Genomic DNA, 22,584 nt, shown 5'->3' with positions numbered 1-22,584 from the left:
TGATGTAGACGACCTAACTCAGGGAACTTGTTGTCGTGACGTGCCAGTCAAGTACTTGGCCGCGGGGAGAGATCCGAGGAGCAATTTCGAACTTTCCCTTCTCTCTACATGAATAATCTGCATAGCCTTGGTGGGCAGACTCATGGAATCGAGGTCTGAACTAGAGCAAGATAGTTTTAGCGAAGCACATCTCTTTAATGCTATACTATATTAGATAGAACAGATCGAAGTACTACGCGAAACATATCTCCTGGCAGCAATTTTAAAGATGTCTAACTGAAAATTTAGTCAATTCTTTACTTTTCTTAAAGAAGAATAAAATACAGTCAAAATAAAAAAGATTTCAGAAATATGTTCTCTTTTTCCGTCCTTCGTTTCAGACAACGCTTTTCTAGGGCTTGTAGACAGATCAATAGAGATCTACATTATAGGACCACGAGCTTGGTTGGATCGCCTCGTTCCCCTGGTTTAAGAAGGGCTCGCTGTAGTACGTGAAGAACGCGTACCTTGTGCTCCCTTGTATCAGGGAGAGGAGTGTCCCCACTCCGGTCAACAGACCGAAACCTCCCAAAAAGGACGATACTAGCCCTCCAGCTAGTGAGCCCCCTGAGGACTTAACGATCTCCAAGTAGCTCAACTGGTCCCAAGTCAGGTAGACCCCATTGAAGGTACCTGAGAAGTCAGTCAGTGAGGTGTTTCCATAGTTCACGTAGTTCACCGGGTTGGTTACCTGATACATGGTCCCCTTGTAGAGGTAATTGGAGGAGGACGAGTCAGACTCGTAAAGCGACAGGAGCTCCTCGTTCTGAGTTGGAGGTGTTTCCAGACTGCCGGCGTAGTTCAGGTTCACTATGGACACGTCACTTGAAGGGACGCTTGAGTAAGTTGCCACACTGTTGGAGTCATTCCGGGAGAAAGACGGGTAAGTGGCCTCAGTCCCAAACCCGTACCAAGCCATGACGAAGGTCTTTATGTTTGCGTTGTTGGTTATACCTTCCTTGCTCAATATGAGAGCAATATAAGTGTCAGCGTCGTAGGCGACAAGGAGGACGGTCTTTATCCTGAGCAACGTGTTTGATGGTCCCTCTGTTAGGTCGAAAAAGTCGAGTCCTGCAACCTTGAGCAAACCCCTGAAGAAGAACTTGACTGTGGTCAGGGAAACTCCCTCGTCTATGGCTTGGGATATGGTTGTCTCAACTCCCTCTATGATCTCGCTCGGTCCCCCTGCTGAGGCTATCAGCACCACGATCCCTATGGTCAACCCTACAGCGTAGAGCAACCAGTCGTACCAAGGTGTGGGCTTGTTGTAGAACGTCAGTCCCTCCATGGTGGTCTGATATATGCCGTAAAGGTGAGGCTTTCCGTTAACCCATATAACAACGGGTGTCACAGCGACGTTAGCCCTGACCGTAGCGTTTATCACGTTCCCGGGGAAGGAGTACTCCGTGTTCGATATCGTGGAAGAGTTATGTAACAAGTGAAGGAAATGTGTGTGCGGGATCGGAACGTAGCTCGAGTTCTCACTTGATAGGGACACGCCTAACTGGTTTCCTCCCTGCCAGTTGTAGACCACGAACGAGAAGTTCACGTCGTAGACGTTGAGGGGGTAGTGTCCCGCACCCACGTGTAGCCGTATGAGGTTGTAGTTAGACATGTTGTAAGTGGTGTAGTTCCCGTCCTGGAAAACCGTGTAGTTCCCCTGGACAGACCCGTTGATGTCGAATCCCAGCGAAAGGTAGGAGTCCTTAGGGACGGGAGCGTAGTTTGAGGTCAGAGAGAATGGCTTAGTAACGAGGACGTCCATGGTAGGATTGAAGAGCACGTTAGTGCCACTGAGGTAACTCCCCTCCTTCCCGTTAGGTTCCAGCAGGGTGTAGTTGTGGAAGGTAACGTAACTCACGTTCCCCGACCAGTTGGAGAACAGATAGGAAGAGTATGGGAATGCTTCAACACACATGATGGAGTTCACCGACACCGGGATGTTCTGGGACAGATATACTACCTGGTCTGAGGGAGGGCTCACTCCCTGGAGGATTCCTCCCACACCGTTGACCACCGACACGTTCACTACATCATATCTTGAGAAGGAACCGCAGATCACGACCCAGTCCCCGGTCGTGAGGCATACGTTAACGGAGATCAACCCGGAGTAAGGTCTCTCCATGAGGTTAGACAGCACCAAGCTCCCGCTCTCGTTCATCCTCCACCCCTGGAAGGTGACTCCGTTAACGAAGGAGTCAGCTGAAACGTTCACAGTCGATCCCCAAGGTACGGTTGCCTCATAAAATGAGAGGGGGTTGATGATTTGATACTGAGGGTCCCCTGTCACCGCGTTGGTGAAGTTGGCTATGAGGAGACCAGACCCGTTGGGTATGATGAATACGTCCACGATTGGTCTCATGTAAATCTTGAGGTCCTGGAAACCTTCCTCGGTGTCTGTGGTGAGGTTATGTTCTCCTACTGTGACGTTTATCACGCTCTCGTTTACGGAGAACCCTGGTGCGACGAAGACTCCGTTCATAGAGGCGGTCTCATTTAGGACGGGGTAACTGTAGGTCTGGCATTGAGCGGGGCAACACGCACTTCCGTTCTCCCCTATCTGGCTAGGTATTCCCAGGAAGAGCAAACTGGAGCTGTTTGAGGAGGAAAGTCTGTATCCAGGATAGGTCAAGGTAACGTGTTCGGGGAGGGATCCAGGGTAATAGTTACCGTAAATCAGGAAATAACACTGGACTCCTACCCCGAAGAAGGTCGTGTTCAACAAGGAGAGAGCATATATTGACTGTCCGGTCTGAATGTTCACGAAGCTCAGCTCATAAGCCAGGAAGGGGAACTTAGGGTTAACCTCCTGGTCCCCTGACGACAGTGTCTGCTTGTTGTCCACGTATCCTGAGAAGGGGAAGTTATGGAAAGTCACGTTCAGGGACTGAGTGTAGTTTATAACGAAATACTGGGTGTTGTCAAAGACCACTGACTGTCCGTCGCCGCTCGCCACAGCGTAACCCCCTGGGAAGGGATAACCGGCATCATTGAAGTTCACATATACTTTCATAGGACAAGTGGAGGAGGAATTCATGAACTCCGAGGAGCTGTAATAGGAGAACTGGGCTTGAACCACCGCGTCCCCCGTCAGGTTTATCTCCTCAAAGAGATAGGAGGAGGAAATCCCCTGGAAGGAACCGCTCACCTTAAACCCGTCCATGGTAGTATCATACCCCGTGATCGCGATGAGGGTCACGTTCACGTACTTCGGTAATGTCATGGTCCAGTCCCCTTGGGTGAACTCCTGCCATTGGCCGTTGGAGGCTACAACTCCTACTTCTCCTCCACCACTCACCTCTATCGTGAGGTTCGCCTCGTCCTGTGAGAGGAGGTTCGACGCGACACTGTTCTCTCCATACACTTGTTTCAGGAGAGCCTCACTGACGTTAGAGTCTTGGTTAGCCATGTTGTAAAACCCTTGAGTTGGGTAATAAGGGTACCACTCTGCAGATCCAGTAGTGACTAACCCGACGAAACCCCCGGGATATGGTACAGCTAACCTCTGCCCTGTATCCAAGGTTATTCCGTTGTTCACCTGAGTTCCAGTAGTACCTAGGACGAACCCGTTGAAGTCCACTCTGGAGTAGCAAGATGGCAAGTACTTCATGTATCCCTGGAGGAAAGTTGGTACCTTCATGTCGGAGAAAGACAACGTGAAGAATTTTCCTCCTAGGACGTATACGAGCCCAGTGACTGTCTTCTCAGTTCCGTTATTCACGAAGTAGGCTATAGTTCCGTTAGACCAACTGTCGGCCCTCAAGGGAGAGGATAGGGCTGTCTCCTTGATCTGGTTCATGTATTCTTCCTGGCTCTGATCGTAAAGTATGAAGAAGTATGACACCACTCCTACAGACACTATGATTACCATCGTTAAGGCTATTAAACCTAATAATTCATTCATTCTATGAAGTAATAGATACTGAGAGTTAAAAAACTTCATCTATCTATAAGTATAAACTACTCACTGTAATATCGTATAGCCAACGGATTGAGAGATAAGGGTTTAGAACTTCTAAAGACCCCGAGACAACACGTCGATGCAGGTCACATGATGACAGAAGATAGATTGTTATCTGACATCTACATAGATACAAAAGGTATGATGAGAGATGAGGAGCAGTGGTTATGTTTGGGAGAGTGAAAAAGGGATGAAGTAGGGAAGCAAAGAGAGAGGGAAAAGATTTTATAATGGAATAGAAAGAAATGGGAAAAAGATTACGCCGTGAAAGTCCTACCCAAGCTGGTCACCACTATCAGTTGCGTCGTTTCATGCGGATAGGACTTAACGGATATCATGGCGTTTCCTCCGGGGGGTATACTCACGTTTTCGTATTGTAAAATTACGCTGTAATAACCACTTACGTTAACCACGTGTATCACGTTCACTATCTTCACTTGGACGTTCCCGTCGTTCGTGACGTTCAGGTAAGCTACTTGCCCATCTCCGTTCAAGACCTCATTCACGAACAGTTCTTGTTGCTCCCTCACTTGTTGAACAGCCCTATAGTTCTGATACTCCTGATCCACCTGAGAGTTGATCAAGAACACGTATCCCAGGAAACCGAGAAACGCAATTACAATCACCATGACTGCCATGACCACGAATAGGGACGCTAATCCTTTCCTCATGAGCTCACCTCGATGATATTCTCTCCGGACGCGTTTAAGTATATGGAGGAAAGCTCGGTCTTGCTTAATACCATGATCTTATAGGTCATCCCATGGGTCAGGGTTATCGAGCTGTTGCTTCCAAGGAGCGTGTTCCCCGAAGAGTTCGACACTTCCACATAGTAAGGACAAGGCGTGCCCGAGTCTTGGCTCAACACACCGTGTTTAGACAAGACTATGTTATCTCCAACGTTCACTATTATGAAACAATCCAAGTAGCCCTGCGTAACTTTATGGTTAGCATAGTAAACTGTATCGACCATTTGCCCGGCCTTAAGTTCCTGGTAATGGGCTTCTTCAGCGAACCCTTGGTCTGCGAAGCCCGACTGCCTAAGGTAAGTCTCCACCAAATAAACCATTGCGATTAGAGTTATCAGTATCAGAAGGACTGCCCCCACAACCTCAGATACTCCTTTTCTTGATTTTCTCGCATTCATTTTCTCATTCTAAATAGTAAGAGAGAAGTTAAAAGTTATAATGAAAGAATTTTCCTTCAAGAATAATTCTTCTTATAGATGGTATCTCTTAATTCATAATAAGCGTTGAAATACGAAACCGTGTGTTAACCATGGACGATGAGAGCCTTGTGGAAAATAGATCGTAATTTCTCTAAGAGAACTATCTCTATGTGAGTTTTAGATCATAAAATTTGGAATAGTGAGAGTTACTACGATACTCAAATTCTTCCCTAGGAGAAATAGTCCCTAAGGTGATAAGATAACATGCGTGGTATATTTCACTCCTCTTTCAAACGGCTTCATCGTGATAGTAAAACGCTCGCTAGTTGAAGCTGTATGTGACAAGCAGAGAGTCCATCAATAGGTTACCTGCCTTATAGACTTCTTGCTTCGCTTGCAGAAGAGGACTAAACTACGGATCGTTTCCGAATCCGAGGATTGGATGAGAGGTAGGAGGCGCATCAATCATAGCTATTGGGAATGGAATGTATCACGCATGCCCCGCCTCAACCGTCACGGTCTCATCTATTACCTGAAAGCATCACTGACGTAACCCAGAGAACCCGTTTCAAACTGGATACTTACCAAGGATCCCTACCATCGACGCGAAGAGACGAAAGTTCAGTCAGTTTTCAGCGAAAATAGAGGAGGAAAGATAAGAGAATGTACAAAGGATAAACACGTAAACAAGTAAAAATCATAAATAAAGATGATAATTATAAATAATGATAATGATTTTTTGAAAAAAGAAAAACAAAGATAAAAAGAAAATTTTCAGTTGAGAGTGAAGTCCTGAGACACCGTGTTTTCGGACTGTCCAGATCCTACCGTTACGATGACGGTCACAGATTGACCAGGCTCAGCACCGCTTAATGGTATCTGAACTACTGTTTCCTGACCCGGCTGTAAGGATGAAGTTGAGCTGGTTGTGGGATTTGGATTGATGGGCTGCATTACAGTCACTCCAGATGACGAATAGCTCCCTATGACTGTATTTCCGTGATATACTTGTACACTGTTCACGTCCTCTAACGCGTTCCCTACGTTCTTCAATGTCAAATACAGAGTGCCACCGACGTAGTTCTCGTTCAAGATCTCCATGGTGGTCTTAGCCTGGTTGTTGGATATGAGTCCGAAGACGTAATAACCAACAAGAATTGCACCTACAACCACTATAAGGATCAGAAAAAGGCTCCCTATAATGTTCGACTCTCCTCTTTTCAGTTTTAACGACTTAAAGTTTTTCATGTCTTCCTACTAAAGGACTATCTTTTTTGGCTATTAAGTTTTTCTGTCTAGAAAATCTATCTATCTACAGAATCTACAATTTAGAAGAGAAGAGGATCAGCAATGAACCAAAGAAAGTCACGTGAATAGACTTAGCATCTTGAGCTTGGCATCCTGAACATGTATGTCTGTTAGCGATGTTCAAAACTCAAGAGAACATTAAAAATTGCAAAAAAGAGAATAATACGTTTAATCCTCGAAGAACTTGCAACCTCAAACTAGGACTATTTTTTAGAACTAATAATGAAATGCATCCGCTTCACTCTAGTGTAAGCGTTCCTCCTCTTAGGGTAGACGGAGCGTCGTTCAAGACTGGATAAGGGTGATATGTGAACTTGTACATAAAAAAGATGAATGCCACCTTATACATTGCTTCAACTACCGTGCTCTTCAACACAGAAAGGCCCACGGAAGTTCGGATCTTTCATGTTAACTTATAAACTGAGTAGAGAGCTATAGACTATGATGAAAGAAATATTCTTTAAGAATAATTCTGCTAACAGAAAGTCCCTTGGGTCTTCCACGGAGGTAGTTCCGACGGAAACCACGGTGTCTGAGTTCCTCGAGGTGAAGGGAAAGGTGTTAAAGGAGTACACGCTTAAGGACGTTGATCCAATCCTTTCTTTGGTGAACGTAACGGTTGTGAGCAGCGGAGGAAAGGGATACTACTTGATCTCAGAGCCATCAATGAGCCCCGATGACGTCAAGGTGGTAGGCACAATAGTAGATTACGTTTATTCCTCAATGCCCACTATTGAAGAAGACAGGGGAACTTTCTTCTCGCAGAAGAGGAAGATAATGGACTACGTGAAGGAAGTTGAAGAAGAGATGGAATTAGTAGACAATTCCCTTGACGTATCCAAGGTAACTTACTTCGTACTGAGGGAGATGAGTTACTCCGGGATATCTCCGATGATCTTCGATCCGTTAGTGGAGGAGATAGAGGTCACCTCATCTGAGAAGCCCGTGACAGTAGTTCACCGTGACTTCACCGAGTTCTTCAGGCTTGAGACTAACGTTCGTTTCTCGTCTGAGAGGGACCTCATGAGGTTCGTGGAGAAGATTTCAGACTTCGGAGGCAGAGACGTGAGCATCGCAAACCCAATGCAGGACTTCATACTTAAGGAAGGACACAGGGTCGCGGTGACTTACGGAAACGAAGTCTCCCTCCCTGGAACTACGCTCGATATAAGGAAACATCCTGAGGAACCATTCACAATAGTTGACCTACTGAGGTTCGGGACGATCACAATCCCTGAGGCCGTCTACATGTGGATAATAGCTGAGGCAAGGAAGTTCATGCTCATAGTGGGACCTACTGGTTCGGGTAAGACGACGCTCTTGAATTCCGTCTTAATGTTACTTAACCCTAACGCTAAGTTCCTGACCATAGAGGACACGCCTGAATTGAAGTTGTCCAACGAGGTATGGGTTCGTCTATTCACCAGGACGCTCAATTTCGACACGGGGAAAGAAATCGATATGGCGGATCTGGTGAAGCTGTCGCTCAGGTATAGGCCGGACTACATTATCGTGGGCGAGATCAGGGGATCCGAAATGGAGTATCTGGTACAAGCAGTATCAACTGGACATGGAGGGCTAACCACGTTTCATGGAGGGAATGTGGAGGACGTGAAGACAAGGATAGTCTCTCTCTTGTCGGACACCGTGTCTAAGGAGTTCAAGAACCTGCTATCCAGCGTGGTCGTCATCAAGAACACTACTGACTACTTGAGCAAGAAGCAGGTGAGGAAGGTCACCGGAATTTGGGAAAGCGTGGGAGAAGGGTTCGAACAAATCATGTCTTACGAGAGCGGAGGGGTAAGCCTTTCACCACAGCTCAAGGACGCGATGAACCTGATGGGGTGGGACGAGAACATACTCTGGAAGGAAGTGAAGAGGAGAGGGGAGCTACTCTCCTTCATGGTAAAGAGAAACATGAGTTCTTACCATGAGATTTCCTCGACGTTAAGCGAGTTCTATCTCTACCCTGAAGCAATGGAGAGGAGGATGGAAGCATGAAACAGAGACGCGAAGATCCTTTCATGGAAATTGAGTTCGGCTTTTACCTCATGAGTAGGTCCCCACTATTCGTAGCTTCCATGGCCTTGTTGGTAGCTTCCCTCTTCATGGCCTTGTTTCCTTACATGAGGTTATCGCTCCCCTTTTTCCTGCCTTACTACGAGCTATTTCTAGTGGCTGGTTCTGTCCTCCTCGCGGGTTCAGCCCTCACTAAACCTTGGAGAAAGGGAAAGAGGTATCACGGGACGAAAGGAGAAGTCTTGGGGAAGGTGATATTTGGGAGGGAGAGGTTCAACTCCCTTGTTAGGTCTTACATGTCCAAGGTAGAGAGGGACATGACCTTGAGCTCCGAGAACGACAACAGCTTGTCATTCGTTTCTGATTTCGTGGGTAGATCTATTTCCTATACACTGCTCTGCGGAGGAATTGACGCGGTGTCGGTCCTCTCCCTACTCATAGCTAGGCTACCCTTATTCTCGCTTCTCCTGGTTCAGGCTATCTGGATAGTTCCTTTCCTGATGTACGAATATCCCGCAATATATTACAGAGGAAAGTCTAAGAAGGAGTCCAAGGACGTGAGTTACGAGCTTCCGTTCTTCGTCTTCCTTTCCTCTGTGGCTTCCTCCTCCGGACTTAACTTGTCCTACGTTTACAAGAGGATATATGAGAAGAGTGTGTTTAGGGGTTTCGGTAGGGAGTCTAAGGCTTTCATCAGGGAGATGAGGAACCACGGGAAGTCGTTGATTCAATTCGTGGATTACAGAGCCAGGGTTCACCCCTTAAAGGAGTATGCATCCTTCCTTTACGCATACTCCTCAGTTTTCAGGGCTGGGGGAGGCATACAGGACTACCTGAACGACAAGGCTAAAGAGTTCGTGAACGTCCTAAACTTCAGGTGGTCCTTTTATGCAGACAGGATCTCATCCGTTGGAGAGACGATAATTATCTCCTTCCTGGTCTTCCCTACACTGTTCCTTGTGTTGTCTATATTTGGCGGGATAAGCCTTCTCTACCTCCTGATCTTGATGCCTCCTTTCTTTATGGTCGCGCTTTACGCTATGGTCAGGGAGTGGAGACCTAAGACCTTCGACGATCTGAGCTTCAACTCTACCGTACCGTTGGCGCTAGGAGTGATGTCTTTCCTAGTGGGGGTTATCTCACACGCACCGCTCTTCGTGGATGTTTATGTGTCCCTAGTCATTGCATCGATCTCCATGTACTTGCAAGTCAAGAACAAGATCAGTGAAGTCAGGAACGTTGAGGACAACTTACCCCAATTCTTGAGGGATCTAACTGAGTATAGGAAGATAGGATATAACGTGAACAAGTCCTTGGTTAAGGTATCATTGTCTGAGTCCTACACGGGTCGCTTCAAGGAGATCTTAGGGAAAGCAAGCTCACAGGTGAAGTCAGGAATTCCTCTAAATGAGGTATCAATATCGTCCTCGAGCTGGATGGGCAAGTTCACCTTCTTCATGCTCGGATTGATCTCCGAAAGCGGGAACGTCTCCACCATGTTACTCGAGGAACTTAACGACTTCACGAGGAAGTACGTTGAGTACAAGAGGGAGGCGTTGAGCAGGATAAGGATGTACCAATTCCTGGGAGTTATGACACCTATCCTTCTCACGTTCGTCGTGTTGATAACTACTGTGCTCCTGAGCTCCTTCGGAGGGTATTTAACTGGGGTTTCCCCTACCATCTCCACCACGGGGGTTTACACTTTTCAAGGGGTACATATCTCTCAGGAGCTCAAGGAACTGATGTATGTCTTCATTGAACTCTCTTCCTTCTTTGTGGGGTTAATCCTAGGAAAGGCGTCAAGCGGAACTATAGCTAACACTGTTATATCCATAGTAGGATTGACCTTAGCGTTGGTGGGAATACTCGCTTTCACGTATGTGGAGCCTTCCATAGCCAGGTTGTTTATGCCTTGATTATTTCCTGTATTGCATGAGTAACTCATGAAGACGAGTTCGAATTCCTCGCTTCTCTTTAAACCCCGTCTTCAGATCTTCTCCATACATATGACGTGTAGTATAAATATTCTGTTTAGCTTTTTTACTTTACTTCGCTTTCTTTACTCTGTCTTCAACGTGAAATATTTTTCCTCACCTTTTAGACGAGAAATCTTTATGACGAGGAACCAGATCACTGGAAATCACTTACGGTTGGATTCTGATCCCGTAACGCGCCAGCCCTACCTATCTTCGAAGTTTGTTACCATGAAATCTCCTCAGAGGATCTTCCATCCCTCTTTCAATCACGGTCCGAAAATGACGTAAGGCATACCTCATCATCTCTCACGTTGAAGCTACAAACGTCACAAAAACTTGCCTCCCGTTATCTCTTCTATTTCAGTTTTTTTCTAACTAAGAAAAAAGGTTTATATATCATAGAATCTAATAATAGATAGAGGTAAAGAAATGACTAACTATAACTTGGATCCTAAATCAACTGAGTTAGAAGTTTTGGAGTATCTGAGCGTAAAGGGTAGGGACAGGGCGGCCAATATCTCTAGAGCTACCGGGCTGAACAACAAGACTGTCTGGCAGTCTCTACAGCGTCTGACCGAGACGGGAATGGTCGTAAAGGACGAGTTCGACGTCTACTCGATTACCGAGTCAGGCAAGGAAGCAGTAGCCCAGCTTAAGAGCGATAAGAAGATGAAGATGAGGTACCTAGCAGCTAAGATAGCCAGACACGTAGACGAGATAGACGAGGACGAGATAGACACCCTTGAGAAGTTAGAGAAGGAGATCAGAAAAGATACGTGATAAAGTTTTAACTTATTTTAGTTTTAAAAACGAAAAGCTGTTTCTTAATATAAAGAAAAACTTTTAATAGATGAATGATTAACTCTCATATGGCCTTTGAGACCGAGATGCTTACATGGAGATGGTGAGGAAAGCTGATTTACTTCTATCTAAGGTAACATACTTTTACTTGGGCAAGTCTCTCTTCTCCTTAAACTACAAGGTCTTGTCACATATGCCGGACATGGTGAAGGACAAGTTGATAGTTTGGCTAACTAGTTCCTTATACGACGACAGTAAGTCCATGAAGGTCGAACACCATCTCATGGAAGGGAAAGGGCTCACACACATCAACGACACTAACCTGAAGTCTGACGCAGGCATATTTACAGGAGAGTCGGTGGTGATAAGGAGAGGTATCCCGTTGGAGAGCATGGGGATAAATACCGACACGGTAGGGTCAATGGAGGTGGGCTTTCACGACTGGTTTAAGAGAGGAGGTATTTCTTTGATGGAAGGAATAGAGGACGGTGAGAACGTGACCGAGTTAGCCTCTAAACTGAGAACTGACGTTAAAGGAGATGCTGTCAGGACCCTGACTCACGAACACCTCCACTGGAGGACCTTGAAGGGCACGTCCGCGGGATCGATTATAGACGCCGTCTCGTGGAGGGTTGAGTTGGATCAAGCGGTGTTCTCTGAGATGGTCCACGAGCTTACGGGGGTCCCTAGAGAGGTTAACCAGAACACATTGGAGTTAATAAAGAAGAACAGTGACGAGATAGTTGGGGCCATGATGAGGGAAGACGCGGTCTCCCTTTTCGAGGACTTAGTCAAGCACAGCTATTTCCTATCGTTCTATTACCCTTCCATGATATCAGTGCTCCTGGAGCCCGTCGCGTGGGCTCTGGTAGAAGAGGACTTCGTGAAGAAAAAAGAAGAGTACCTAGATTACTACTTTTCTTCGCTGTCTGACAGATCGAGGGAAATAGCTGGGACTGTACTGGACGCGAGCGTAGAACGCGTGAGAAGGGGGGAGAGAAAGTCGTTGATAAACGCGTGCAGAGACGCATTGGACTTCCCGATGAGCGAGGCTTCGTCTATGAAGGTAGTAGGAGAAGCTGACCCATACTCGCTTACGCAACAGCTAACCCGATCACATGAGTACCTCTTCGATAGGTTCATGAAGTCTTTACAAGGAGAAGAGATCACAAGGGAAAACAAGGCTGAGAGGAGCTTCAGGAGAGTCCTAGTCTACGGAGGGAAGAAGGCTACCAACGAGTTCGGAGTCAACATCCTCAGGAAGAACCTGAACCCGTCAATTTACGGTCTCTCCTTGATGATGTCTAGGTACACTAAGTTGGCTTTAGATAAGCCCTCCTTCATAGTGTATTCCCACTCCAAGGGTAACGAACCGGTGATCTTGGTATACGACGTCACTGCGCCTTCCCTCAGATCCATGGGTAAGTCCATAGAGAGCGTGAACGTTTCGCCTTTGACGGGAAGAGTAGTGTACAGACCCATGGACATGGTGGGAGAGTTAGGATACAGTATAGTGCCATCACTCTTGATCATGTATTACTCCTCCTTCCTCGGGGAGGTAGACGAAGAGGAACTCTTGAGGCAGTTGGTTCAAATAGGCTTCACGATCAAGTTCATGTCGGGGAACTACAAGGAGTACCTTAAGTTTGTGAAGTCTATATTCAACGGAGACGTGAAGGGTTCTTATCCCAGAGTGCTCTCTGGCGGAAGTGAAGGAATGGAAGAGTTCCTAAGGTTCTGGCTTAACCTGGTGACTAGGCTCGGAGAATCCTGCAGGTTTCTGAGCGCTGAGCAGGGAATGCAGTGCTAAGTAAGAAAGAGAATCATGAACTTGCTTGATTTCCGTTATAAGTAATAGCATCCTTTCAGATACTATATCTATAGCTAAGTCGAACCTTCATCTTCGATAAAATATACAAAGATAGCGTAAAGTCAGGTAATAACTTAATACTATAAATAGGTTTAGTGTGGAAAGAGAAAACATTAGCTTTGAATTTTAACGAAAGGAAATGGACCTCATTACTTTTTAAGCACATTGAACTAAGCTCTAAGTCGTTCTATCTGTTTTCGGCTAACCTAAATTATCTGAGTGTCTGCCCTTTTATCATCTTACTCCTTAAATACAGGAGTTCTCTCAGAGCGTCTGACTTAGTCCTCTTCCATGAATTTACGTCTGCAACTATCCTCAAGGACACTATCACGTTGTCTTTGTCGCTCTGCTCACTCAAATAAGGACCTTCCTCGATCTCGAACTCCTTCAACGAGTCCTTCACCTGTTCCTCTAGAGTGCTCAGGTCTACCTTATCCAAGGGGAATTCGACCCTCAAGCTCACGTATATGTTCTTGGATAACTTTGACGTGTAGTCTATGACAGATGACTTCAAGAGGAGGGAATTAGGGATCCTGAGCTCCCTGCCGTTCTCCAGTAGAACCCTGGAGTAAAACAAGTCTATTTCAACCACAGTCCCTTCAAGCCCTTGTTCTATGTATTCCCTTGAGAAGAACTTGTAAGGAGGCAAGTTAGCAGGTACGTAAGGTATCTGCGAGTTCAGAACCCTTACGTGGTCTCCTATTGAGATAAAACCGGTTGAAATTATTAATATCCCTGCAAAGAAGTTCTCCAGCACGGGCTGTAAAGCTAGACCCAATATGAGCCCTGCGAAAGTCCCTCCGGCGAGGGCTTCGGCAGAGGTAACTCCGAAGACTGCAAGCACTCCGATGAAAACTAAGATGTAACCGACGTATTTTACCACGTTGGGGATGACTATTGATACTTGGGAAGAGTTCTTCTCTTTAATTAGAATTTCCCTAATACCGTCTGAAAAGATGATGGTGAAGTAAATTCCTCCTATTACTATGCTCGAAGCCTTCAAGGCAGTCTCGTAAATGGTAGGCAGAAGATTTTTCTCTAAGATTACTATATTAATTGCAAAGAGAGTAAATCCGAGTAAGATTCCTATGGTGAATTTTTGGTAAAACTTCAACATAAGTTACAGTCTCTTATCCCCATTTATTTCTTCTAGAAGATTGGTCTCAAAGCTCAGACCACTAGAAATGATGCTCTATTTGTCAGTGTCCATAACTGAAGGCCTGACAAGGCTCCAGTATTTTGAAAAAAGGACAGAAATGTATAAATATAGGGTATTTCTTTTTCAATTTATTTCTTTTTTAAAAAAGAGAAGAGGGAGTTCTTCATCTCCCCCTTCTCAATATTACTGCAACTACAATCGCTATTACAAGAATTAGCACGATCAGGAACGGGAGATACTGAAGGGAGGAGTAGGAAGTGAACTCGGCCACAGATCTAACCCCCAGGGAATCTACCGCGACCACAGTGACGTTGTTTTCACCTTGCTCTAAGGTCATGGTAGTTGGAGGAGAAGACCCGGTGTAGATCTCTCTGCCGTTAAGGTACACGTAATATATCACGGCCCCTACTCCTCCTGTTGTGGAGTACTGCAAGGAGACGTCATGATTAGTCTGACTTCCTCCCCCGCCCTAAAGGGCGAGGCTTTCAATCTTTTGTAAAAAACACTTCCTTTGGGCTGGTCTACAGGATAATATTCTGTACTTGATTTTATCACATGAGTTGACTCTAAAGATGGAAGGACGTTAGCTGATGATATCAAGAAAAGAAATAGAAAAACATGATAAAGATTCTCTTCATGGCTTTGGAGAATCAACAAAACATTTTTATAAGCATTTCTCATTCTCTATCCCTCTAAATCTAAAGATCTGGATCTTAGTCACCTAGCTTTTTCCGAGTGTAATAATGAGATCTAATCTCCCTAGAAGCGAGCTAGTCCTAGGGCTTGTAACGTGACCTCAGTAGGCTTAAGGCATGATAAGTCAGCTATGCATGTGAGTGTGTATAACTAAGTTTATAAGTTGGTAATTTCCTTTTCTCACGTGGACATTACAAAAAACATTGACTTTTCCTCGTGGTCGAAGCCCCACTGGACCCTATTCTCTTCCTTAGCCTTAGGTTTCTTCATGTGGGGGGTCATATCCAGCATAGCGCCTCTGTTCTATCCTTCAGTTAACGCAATATGGTTCCTTATAGTCCCCATCTTGGCCCAACTCGTGGGAGACCTAGTGATCTCGGCTCTCTCAGATGTGAAACTCGGGAGGAAGACGACCTTCTTCCTCACCATGACGCTCTACGGGTCAGGCGCCATGGTCGTCTTCCTGGCTGCGATGACAGGGAAATCACCTTTCTTCCTTCCCATGATCGTCCTGGGGATAGTCCTAGCTGACCTGGGTATAGAGGGGGAGGTGCCTACGTCCTTGTCTTACACTGCAGAAACTATGCCCCTGAGGCTCAGAGAAACCATGCTGATCCTCCTTCCCAACTTCGATAACGTAGGGGCTGCTTTCGCTTCAGCTATAGCTTACCTGACCTATTACGTTTCTGACTCTTACCTCATCGAGCTCAGGGTCCTCGGGCTCACTGCCATCGTCCTGGTGGGGGTAGCTATAGTCCTCAGGAGAGCCCTCCCTGAGAGCGTAAGGTGGCTCGTTAAGGAAGGGAAAGAGGACGACGCGAGGAAGGTAGCTGAGGAGTTCCACCCTGTCATGGAGGAAAAGGAGAAGAAAGTGGATAGAACGGCCTCCCTCCTGACCAGGTTCATGTTCCTGATCCTGATCAGCGTGTCCCAATACTTGACGTACGGACTGATGGCGTACACGATAGCAGACTTCTACTTTAAGGGGTTAACGGTAGACTTGATAGCGTTAGTAGCTAACGTGGGAGCGTCGTCTGCTGGTTTAATAGCTTCCGCCCTAGCCAGTAAACTGGGTTCTAGGAAGTTCGCCTTTCTCTCCTTCCTAGGAGGGACAGTAAGCATGATACCTATCCTGATGTTAGTCACGTCGCTTATCCCCTTCTCCATGGTCACTTTCTACGTCCTGCTCACAGCTAACATGTTCTTCAGCGAGTTCGGGTGGGCCGTCAGGACGGTGTTCGAGCCTACCCTGATGCCTATCAGAGCCAGAGCACTCTTCATCGGTGTTGTGAGAGTAGCTCCCATGTTGTCCTACGCTGCATCAATACAGCTGACCAGCTCTTTCAGTGAGGTTCAGTTCGTAGGTTTCAACTTGGCTTTATGGTCTCTCGGTTTAGCTGGCTCTCTCCTGTGGTTAGGCAAGGGTTACGATACGAATATGGTCCCCATAGAGGAGACGAGTGGGGAGAGAGGTACAGTCAAGTCTTGAACTGCCTTGTCCGTTCTCATGTGTCATGGCTGAAACCAGAAATGGGGAGGAGAGAAGAACGTAACCCGAAAGGTTGAGGAAAGAGAAGGAGAGGGGGATACCCAACCTTTTAGAGATCATTAGAAGTTTGAAAATTACACTTAATTTATTTTTTACACGTGCTGACTTCCTCCCCGCCACGGCGAGGGTTCCCCTAATCGGTTCGGGTTTACATCTCTCATTTGAGGGACAGACGAGAGGGTCAGAGAACCCCTATTTAGGTTCATGATCGCAATAACGTCACGGTCGTTCTCATAACCACAAGCACACCTAGACCAACGATATCCTTTCTCCTCCATCCTTTTCCTACTTTTAGGGCATGAAACGGAAGAGTAACTGGGATTCACGAATTCTACGACCGCCACGCTTCTCAGCTTGCCACTCAACCCAATATTGAATCCTACGATATTGCATCAAATACAACCTATCCCCGATCAAGTGGTAGTTTGTTAACACGTTTAATCAGGTTCTTGAGGTTCTCTCTAACTTAATAACGTTGGCACCGAAATCCTCAGCAACCTCAACAACCCACTTTCCCACTTTTCTAGCATCCTCCGTAATCCTCTTAGCCTTTTGATGAAGAGAACGAATCCTGTGAAGAATCCTCTCGTTCTCCCTCCACCTCTTTGGGTTAATTCTTTTGAAGGTTTTCAGCTGAAGACTTCCACTGGTGAACCTCGTGAAGGCGAGTCGGAATCCTGACGTAGTGTGTATCGTCCTTGCCAACAACTATTTCGTTCATATTGATATCAACAGCAACGCTTGATTTAGCTTCGACTTCCTCTTTCGGTCTCTCAAAAACGACCTTGAGGAAAGCCTTATCATGGTTAACCACTAGCCTAGCCTCCTTCATCCTCCAACTCATGTAGTCCTTGAGGTTCCTGGGATAACCCAGTGGTAGTTTTCACCAACACTCGCTATCCTAACAGTCATGTTATCGAAGTCCACGCTATAGCTCGCTCTAGGGTAGCCACACTGTAGGTTTGTACACTCTCGGGAAACGTCCTCTTCTCGGGTTGTTGTACCAACCCTTGTACGTCGCTAGAGCATCCCTATAACAGTCCTCAGCAACCTTTGATGGTAGGTCGTATTCCTCTCTTAACTTCGTGTATAACTCCTCGTGGACTTTTCCTAACACTCCCTTCTCTTCCGGGTTCGGGACATTTTCCTTCAACCAAAATAACGAAAAACGTATTGCTTTCACGTAGTCGTTCACGAGGGCTAGGAGGGGTTCAGAGAGAGCGATCTTCATAGAAACAGTAGCTCTGATCGCTTTAACCCTCCTAGCCATCAATAGAATTTCGAAAAAAAAACTAATATTTAAACAAAGGGGACTATCCATCCCCGCCTCAGAGAGGCGAGGCTTTCCGCCCCCTTAACCCCTTTTTCTGTAAAGGTTCAACTTCGTGCTTACCATATCGAGCTCGGAGGTAGCCGTGGTCTTTCCTATAAGTAACCTTTTTCGCTGAGGGCCCTAATCGTGAAATCCTTGAAATTACCGCTTATGAAAAGTGACGCTACCAAGATAGTCAAAGCTACACTTTCGACCTCTATCAATGGAGTAGGGTTACTCAGAAAGGCATATAAGATCCCGGTCACGTCCAACAAAATGAAAGGAAACATCATGACTGTAGATAACCCAAACAAGTTCCTTACGTTATTTTGATAAGGCTGAGAGCCGTCAGCTACACCCACAAGGTTGGGCGCAACTAAAGCTGTCAATGGGAAGAGAAGTAAGTATACGAACCACGACACGGGAAGGACCAGCAGGACGAGCTCCCAAAGTCTAGGCGAGGTTATCCCTACTACAAGGAAGAGCAAAGCCCAGGAGAGAGTCAGGTTGGCCAAGTTAGCCACGTGTATGTCCCTGATGAAGCGTATCCCCAAAGTCTGGGCCAAAATCCAAGGTCTCTCATACGCTAGGGTACCTACCACGATCCATTGAGACTGGATCAACAAAGAGAAGTACATTGCCAACAAGACTACTATGCTTAACGTCTCATCACCGATGAACCCGTTCGCTCTGATGAAGTGAGACATGACGTAAACTACTCCCCCCGTAACGACAGAGGTTAACAAGAGGACTACCCTCCCGTCAATTCTCGGTTTCACTATCCTGATCTGTCCCGACGCGTTGAACGTGATCCCTATGAGAGGGTGATAGAGTCTGGTGAGGAGTAGACTTCTCTGTCCTTTCAATGTGATCTTGTTGTCTTCTTTGACCTCCTTCCTCTCTACCTCGAAAATCGACGACAGGAACTCCACAGGACTGTACCTAGACCTATAGAACACGAAGACGAATAGTGACCCTATCAAAAGTAGAAAGGAGACTACCACTGACAGCCTGAGCGAGATTAAGAGCAACGCGACCTCTACCGCTTGTGTGACGTAGAGCAGGACCTTCGCCTTCCTCCCTATCATCGAGACTGAGCTAAGGCACGCACCGATCCCTGAGAACTCTAAGGAGAAGAGCGGATAGAGTGGTGAACTGGCCGTCAGGAAAACTGCTGTAGCCAAGAACAAGGTGAACGTGAATCTTGATATAAATTGAAATGAAGCCCACGAGTCGTATATCTCCTCTTTACTTAAGGGGAGAGTGAAGAAGTTAAACGCATCTGCCTTGGTAGGTGTGGAGATGAAGAAGATCTGCGGAACCAGCAGGAACACGAAGTAGTACTTGGCGTAGTACCCGACAAAAGAGGAAGATAAAAAGGCTTGAAAGAGTGGGTTACCCTTTAAGATGAAAAAGAGGGATAACTCTACAACGGATAGAACCAAGGAGATACTCAACACAACGATCAACGTCTTGCTGTACCTGGTCATCATGAGGAAGGCGACGCTCTTCTTCTTTACCATCACTAATAGATAAAAAAGGAAACACAAAAAATTTCTGTCATCTGAAAAACCATCACGAGAGGCCTCAAGTTAGCGATTCCATTACTCTTTAACTTTAATTTATAAATAAGATAATTTTGGCAAATCAAAAACGTAGGGTCATCAAAACAAATAACACGGATGATAATTAGCTTGTTTTGGGAGAAGTCGGTCTGTCTACCCTGTAACTCCATAGAGATGTCTTAGGTCTTAACTACTAACACGTTTCTTCTAGAGTTTTCTATCACGCTAGAGGAAACGCTTTCCGAGAAAAGCTTCTTGAAGCCTCTCAGGCCGCGGTTCCCTACAACAACTAGATCGAAGTCCTCCTCTTCCGCTACCCTTGAGATAACGTATCCCGGTTCTCCTCTCAAGGGTACGTATTCCACTTCAACCCTTGTCTCTTCAGCTTTCTGCCTGGTCAACTCCCTGTTCCTTAATATCCTTTCCTTCTCCTTCAATTCCTCTTTAAGCAAGTACAGCCCTGAGGGATGGGTTGCGGGTATAGCCTCTACAACCTTCACTTTACTGCCGTGTAACTTTGCTAAAGCCAAAGCCATTTCCAGTGCCTTCACTGACTGAGATGACCCGTCGAAACCAACCAGAATTCTTCTGAACATGTTCCCAGATAGTCTTAGATTGGCAAAATTTAAATATTTCGTTCTTTACCTTTTTAAAGAACTTTAAAAAAGTTTAGCGATAAGGTATCATAATTCACGTCTAGAGTGACAAAAACTCAGATGGTAATAAGATGGAATGATAATAATTTATTTTTAGGAGGGGTTAGATTAGACATTTTGTGATTCAATATGGAGACATCATCAATGATATTTACCAGGAGACCCTTGAGGCCAATCCGCGATTTCATTGCTCTACTAAGACATTCTGAATTTTCCGTCCTTACAGCTCATGAAGAAACGTTCAAACCTAGTTGTTGTTTCTCGTTTAACTATACGACCAGGAGAAATTAGAAAATATCATTTATTTTGTCTACCGTGTTCATTTCTTGCGACTTTGACAATCTACGAAAACTCCAGCTCCTTCATCGTCTTTGACAGTTGAGAGTAAGAGGAAGAGGCGAAGACTACTGCAGTGTCACCCTTCCAGAACCCCGATTGAATTGTGGTATACGACGCTATCATTGAAGAGTCCGAGAAGGTAGGATAACCTCCCCTGTAACCGACGAAGCTGTAACCTGATAGAAGGGAGGAAGTATCATTCCCGTGAGTTATGATCACGCTCACGTTATAAGGTTCGTAAGTGAGTATCCAGTAGTCTCCCTTAACGTTGACGGTGGGAGTTATCGACATCTCTTCTAACGCTGTCACATTAACGAAGAGTATGCCGGTGTTGTTCAGACCAGACAGTGAAGGAGACATAGTCTGGTTGTAGGAGATGACCATGGGGAGTGATAACGCACTCAACGCTCCCTCAAATTGTGTCCCTGTTCCCTTGTATACTGAGATACAAAGGTTGGTAGAGCCCGATAAATACTGGAAAGCCAGACCGTAGCCGTCCAGGTCTCCGAAAGTAGTTGTGAAATTGGATGTGAAGTTTGCAAACAGAACCAGACCGCTCTGAATCTCCTTGTAAGTGGGCCCGAAGTTAGAAGTAGTGTCGACCACTATTTTACCTTCTATCGAATCTTGGGTTTGGTTCCTTATAACTAGAACCTCTGTTGTCCCCAATTTTCCTGAGAACTCTGAGAACAGAGCGCCTGCAATCCCAGAGTTCAGCTCGTTGGTGGGTAGACCCTTGATAACGGTCCCTAGCTCCATGAAGGCTTGAGAGAAGTTCGAGAACTGTCCTTCCGCCACTGCAGGGGGGGCGTTTCCCCTCTGCGTTGACGTTGTTACTTGTTGAGTCTGAGATGGAGAAGCTGCGTAAGCAAAGGATATGGTCAGAGCTATGAGAAGAGCAATTACAAATATGTCTGTTACTTTAACTTGCATATTCTTAGTGATTCCTCGTGAGTTAAAAAGACGTTCCAAATCTGTTTATTCATGAGGGTCAAAAACTCAAGAGAGTGGAAGTCTTCAAGGGGAGTGCAGACATGACTGGGAGTGTCGTCTTTCGCTCCTTGAAACTCTAAAGCCCAAGCCGAATTTTAGATTTTTCCCACGCTTGTTTAAGCGTGGTTGAGTCCTTCGCTAACTGGGAATTTAAAAATGAATTTAGGACTTCTCTTATACTAAAAAAAGAATCAAGGCGATCTACGTGTTAGTTGAGCAAATATAGATTGAGGTTTTTTATTTTTTATCTCCACGTCTTCCCTGATACTCCTCAGCTGACCTTCTTTGGCACGTCCCTTCTTAGGAAGGAGATGTAACTCAAAGCTGTAGGGATGGATGAGAAACCGAAGATCGAGACTGCGGCTTGGGCTATGGTCCCTTGCCCTATCGGAAACACTGAGAGGAAGTTCAGTAATAAGTAAACGTTAGGTACCTTCTGTGCTACAAAGAAGGGTAACTCCTCGGCTCCCCAGCTGGGTAAGTACTGAGCGTATGACGAATACGTCGGGTCCTTGAGTATTGTAGCCACGAATATAAGGATAGTCGTAACTAGGATAGATCCTATCAGGATGGAGCTAGAGACGAGAAAGGCTAAACTACTCTTCCTTAACGCTTCCCCCAACATGAAGGCTATAGAGTAGAAGACCAGAGCTGAGAGGATCACGCTCCCCACTATGGTAGGAAGGAAGTAAACGTACTTCTGAGCCCCGAAGAGAGAGAAAGACATGACTAAGGAAATAGCTACCATCAAGAGGTAGATCACACTAACTAGGATGAATCCACCCACGTACTTCCCCGAAACGAAGGTGAACCTAGTTATGGGTTTTGTCATGAAGAAGTCCACCGTGCCCTGTTCGTACTCTTCGCTCATTGACCCTGAAGACACTGAAATGGCAATGAAGTGAAGTAAGAGCGACTGCGGTAGGAGTATTCCTACAAGCCAAAGGTATGGGTGAAATGGGTCGAGGAGTTGTGAGACCCTCGCAGTATTAGCGTAAGCTAGGAGCCCGTAAATTCCTATCTCAAACACGAGTGTTATAGCAACCAGAGTAATGACTTTCCTCCTCGCAACAGCCCGCTTCATTTCATAAGTAATTACCTTTTCTATCATCAATGACTTTAGGCGAACACCACTTAAAAAGGTCTGCCAAGACACTTTTAAAAGTCCTA

16 protein-coding genes and 1 pseudogene are annotated in these 22,584 nt (G+C 45.8%); 5 read left to right on the top strand and 12 right to left on the bottom strand.

Features of this window, described 5'->3' with window-relative positions; translation table 11 throughout:
• Positions 1 to 409 precede the first annotated feature (409 nt).
• The 5 genes from IC007_RS01820 to IC007_RS13130 form a co-directional block, all read right to left on the bottom strand.
• On the bottom strand, positions 410 to 3,943 hold the full coding sequence (locus IC007_RS01820; protein ID WP_149528258.1) for a hypothetical protein: 3,534 nt from the start codon (positions 3,941 to 3,943) through the stop codon (positions 410 to 412).
• Between the two features lie 314 nt (positions 3,944 to 4,257).
• Positions 4,258 to 4,671, bottom strand: a complete 414-nt coding sequence (locus IC007_RS01815; RefSeq protein ID WP_054846496.1) for a hypothetical protein — start codon at positions 4,669 to 4,671, stop codon at positions 4,258 to 4,260.
• Positions 4,668 to 5,147, bottom strand: a complete 480-nt coding sequence (locus IC007_RS01810; RefSeq protein ID WP_054846495.1) for an archaellin/type IV pilin N-terminal domain-containing protein — start codon at positions 5,145 to 5,147, stop codon at positions 4,668 to 4,670. The genes IC007_RS01815 and IC007_RS01810 overlap by 4 nt, the downstream gene beginning before the upstream one ends.
• Positions 5,148 to 5,942: 795 nt before the next feature.
• A complete protein-coding gene (locus IC007_RS01805) occupies positions 5,943 to 6,416 on the bottom strand; it encodes an archaellin/type IV pilin N-terminal domain-containing protein (RefSeq protein ID WP_054846494.1) in 474 nt (157 codons plus the stop codon).
• Positions 6,417 to 6,714: 298 nt separating this feature from the next.
• Positions 6,715 to 6,864 carry a hypothetical protein gene (locus IC007_RS13130; protein ID WP_156303828.1) on the bottom strand — a complete coding sequence of 50 codons (150 nt, stop codon included), beginning with the start codon at positions 6,862 to 6,864 and terminating at the stop codon, positions 6,715 to 6,717.
• A gap of 53 nt (positions 6,865 to 6,917) precedes the next feature.
• On the opposite strand from IC007_RS13130, the gene IC007_RS01800 reads away from it, so the two are divergent.
• From IC007_RS01800 to IC007_RS01785, 4 genes are all read left to right on the top strand, one after another.
• Positions 6,918 to 8,477, top strand: coding sequence for a type II/IV secretion system ATPase subunit (locus tag IC007_RS01800; RefSeq protein ID WP_054846493.1), 1,560 nt, complete (start codon positions 6,918 to 6,920; stop codon positions 8,475 to 8,477).
• Positions 8,474 to 10,414, top strand: a complete 1,941-nt coding sequence (locus tag IC007_RS01795; RefSeq protein ID WP_054846492.1) for a type II secretion system F family protein — start codon at positions 8,474 to 8,476, stop codon at positions 10,412 to 10,414. Before IC007_RS01800 ends, IC007_RS01795 begins: the two co-directional genes overlap by 4 nt.
• Before the next feature lie 489 nt (positions 10,415 to 10,903).
• A complete protein-coding gene (locus IC007_RS01790) occupies positions 10,904 to 11,254 on the top strand; it encodes a winged helix-turn-helix transcriptional regulator (protein ID WP_054846491.1) in 351 nt (116 codons plus the stop codon).
• Positions 11,255 to 11,369: 115 nt separating this feature from the next.
• Entirely contained in the window at positions 11,370 to 13,085 is a 1,716-nt protein-coding gene (locus IC007_RS01785; protein ID WP_054846490.1) for a hypothetical protein, read from the top strand.
• Between the two features lie 271 nt (positions 13,086 to 13,356).
• Here the strand turns inward: IC007_RS01785 and IC007_RS01780 are convergent, their stop codons facing one another.
• Together IC007_RS01780 and IC007_RS01775 are read right to left on the bottom strand one after the other, a co-directional pair.
• A complete protein-coding gene (locus IC007_RS01780) occupies positions 13,357 to 14,262 on the bottom strand; it encodes a mechanosensitive ion channel family protein (protein WP_054846489.1) in 906 nt (301 codons plus the stop codon).
• A gap of 205 nt (positions 14,263 to 14,467) precedes the next feature.
• Positions 14,468 to 14,737 carry a hypothetical protein gene (locus IC007_RS01775; protein WP_054846488.1) on the bottom strand — a complete coding sequence of 90 codons (270 nt, stop codon included), beginning with the start codon at positions 14,735 to 14,737 and terminating at the stop codon, positions 14,468 to 14,470.
• 447 nt (positions 14,738 to 15,184) lie between these two features.
• On the opposite strand from IC007_RS01775, the gene IC007_RS01770 reads away from it, so the two are divergent.
• Positions 15,185 to 16,489 (top strand): MFS transporter, encoded by a 1,305-nt coding sequence (locus IC007_RS01770; RefSeq protein ID WP_054846487.1) that lies wholly within the window; start codon positions 15,185 to 15,187, stop codon positions 16,487 to 16,489.
• Positions 16,490 to 16,641: 152 nt separating this feature from the next.
• Here IC007_RS01770 and IC007_RS01765 read toward each other — a convergent pair.
• The 5 genes and pseudogenes from IC007_RS01765 to IC007_RS01745 all read right to left on the bottom strand — a co-directional run bounded on the left by IC007_RS01765 (position 16,642) and on the right by IC007_RS01745 (position 22,525).
• Positions 16,642 to 17,819, bottom strand: a pseudogene (locus IC007_RS01765) (IS200/IS605 family accessory protein TnpB-related protein).
• Positions 17,820 to 17,974: 155 nt separating this feature from the next.
• Complete coding sequence (locus IC007_RS01760; RefSeq protein WP_149528257.1) at positions 17,975 to 19,384, bottom strand: hypothetical protein; 1,410 nt, start codon at positions 19,382 to 19,384, stop codon at positions 17,975 to 17,977.
• Between the two features lie 221 nt (positions 19,385 to 19,605).
• Entirely contained in the window at positions 19,606 to 20,022 is a 417-nt protein-coding gene (locus IC007_RS01755; RefSeq protein WP_054846851.1) for a universal stress protein, read from the bottom strand.
• A gap of 402 nt (positions 20,023 to 20,424) precedes the next feature.
• Positions 20,425 to 21,354, bottom strand: a complete 930-nt coding sequence (locus IC007_RS01750) for a hypothetical protein (RefSeq protein WP_054846850.1) — start codon at positions 21,352 to 21,354, stop codon at positions 20,425 to 20,427.
• Between the two features lie 331 nt (positions 21,355 to 21,685).
• Positions 21,686 to 22,525: an ABC transporter permease gene (locus IC007_RS01745; RefSeq protein ID WP_054846849.1), complete on the bottom strand. Its 840-nt coding sequence runs from the start codon at positions 22,523 to 22,525 to the stop codon at positions 21,686 to 21,688.
• Between the last annotated feature and the right edge of the window lie 59 nt (positions 22,526 to 22,584).

The sequence above is a fragment of the Sulfuracidifex tepidarius genome (genome assembly GCF_008326425.1).
GTDB lineage: Archaea > Thermoproteota > Thermoprotei_A > Sulfolobales > Sulfolobaceae > Sulfuracidifex > Sulfuracidifex tepidarius.
This window is presented reverse-complemented; position numbering and strand designations above follow the sequence as displayed.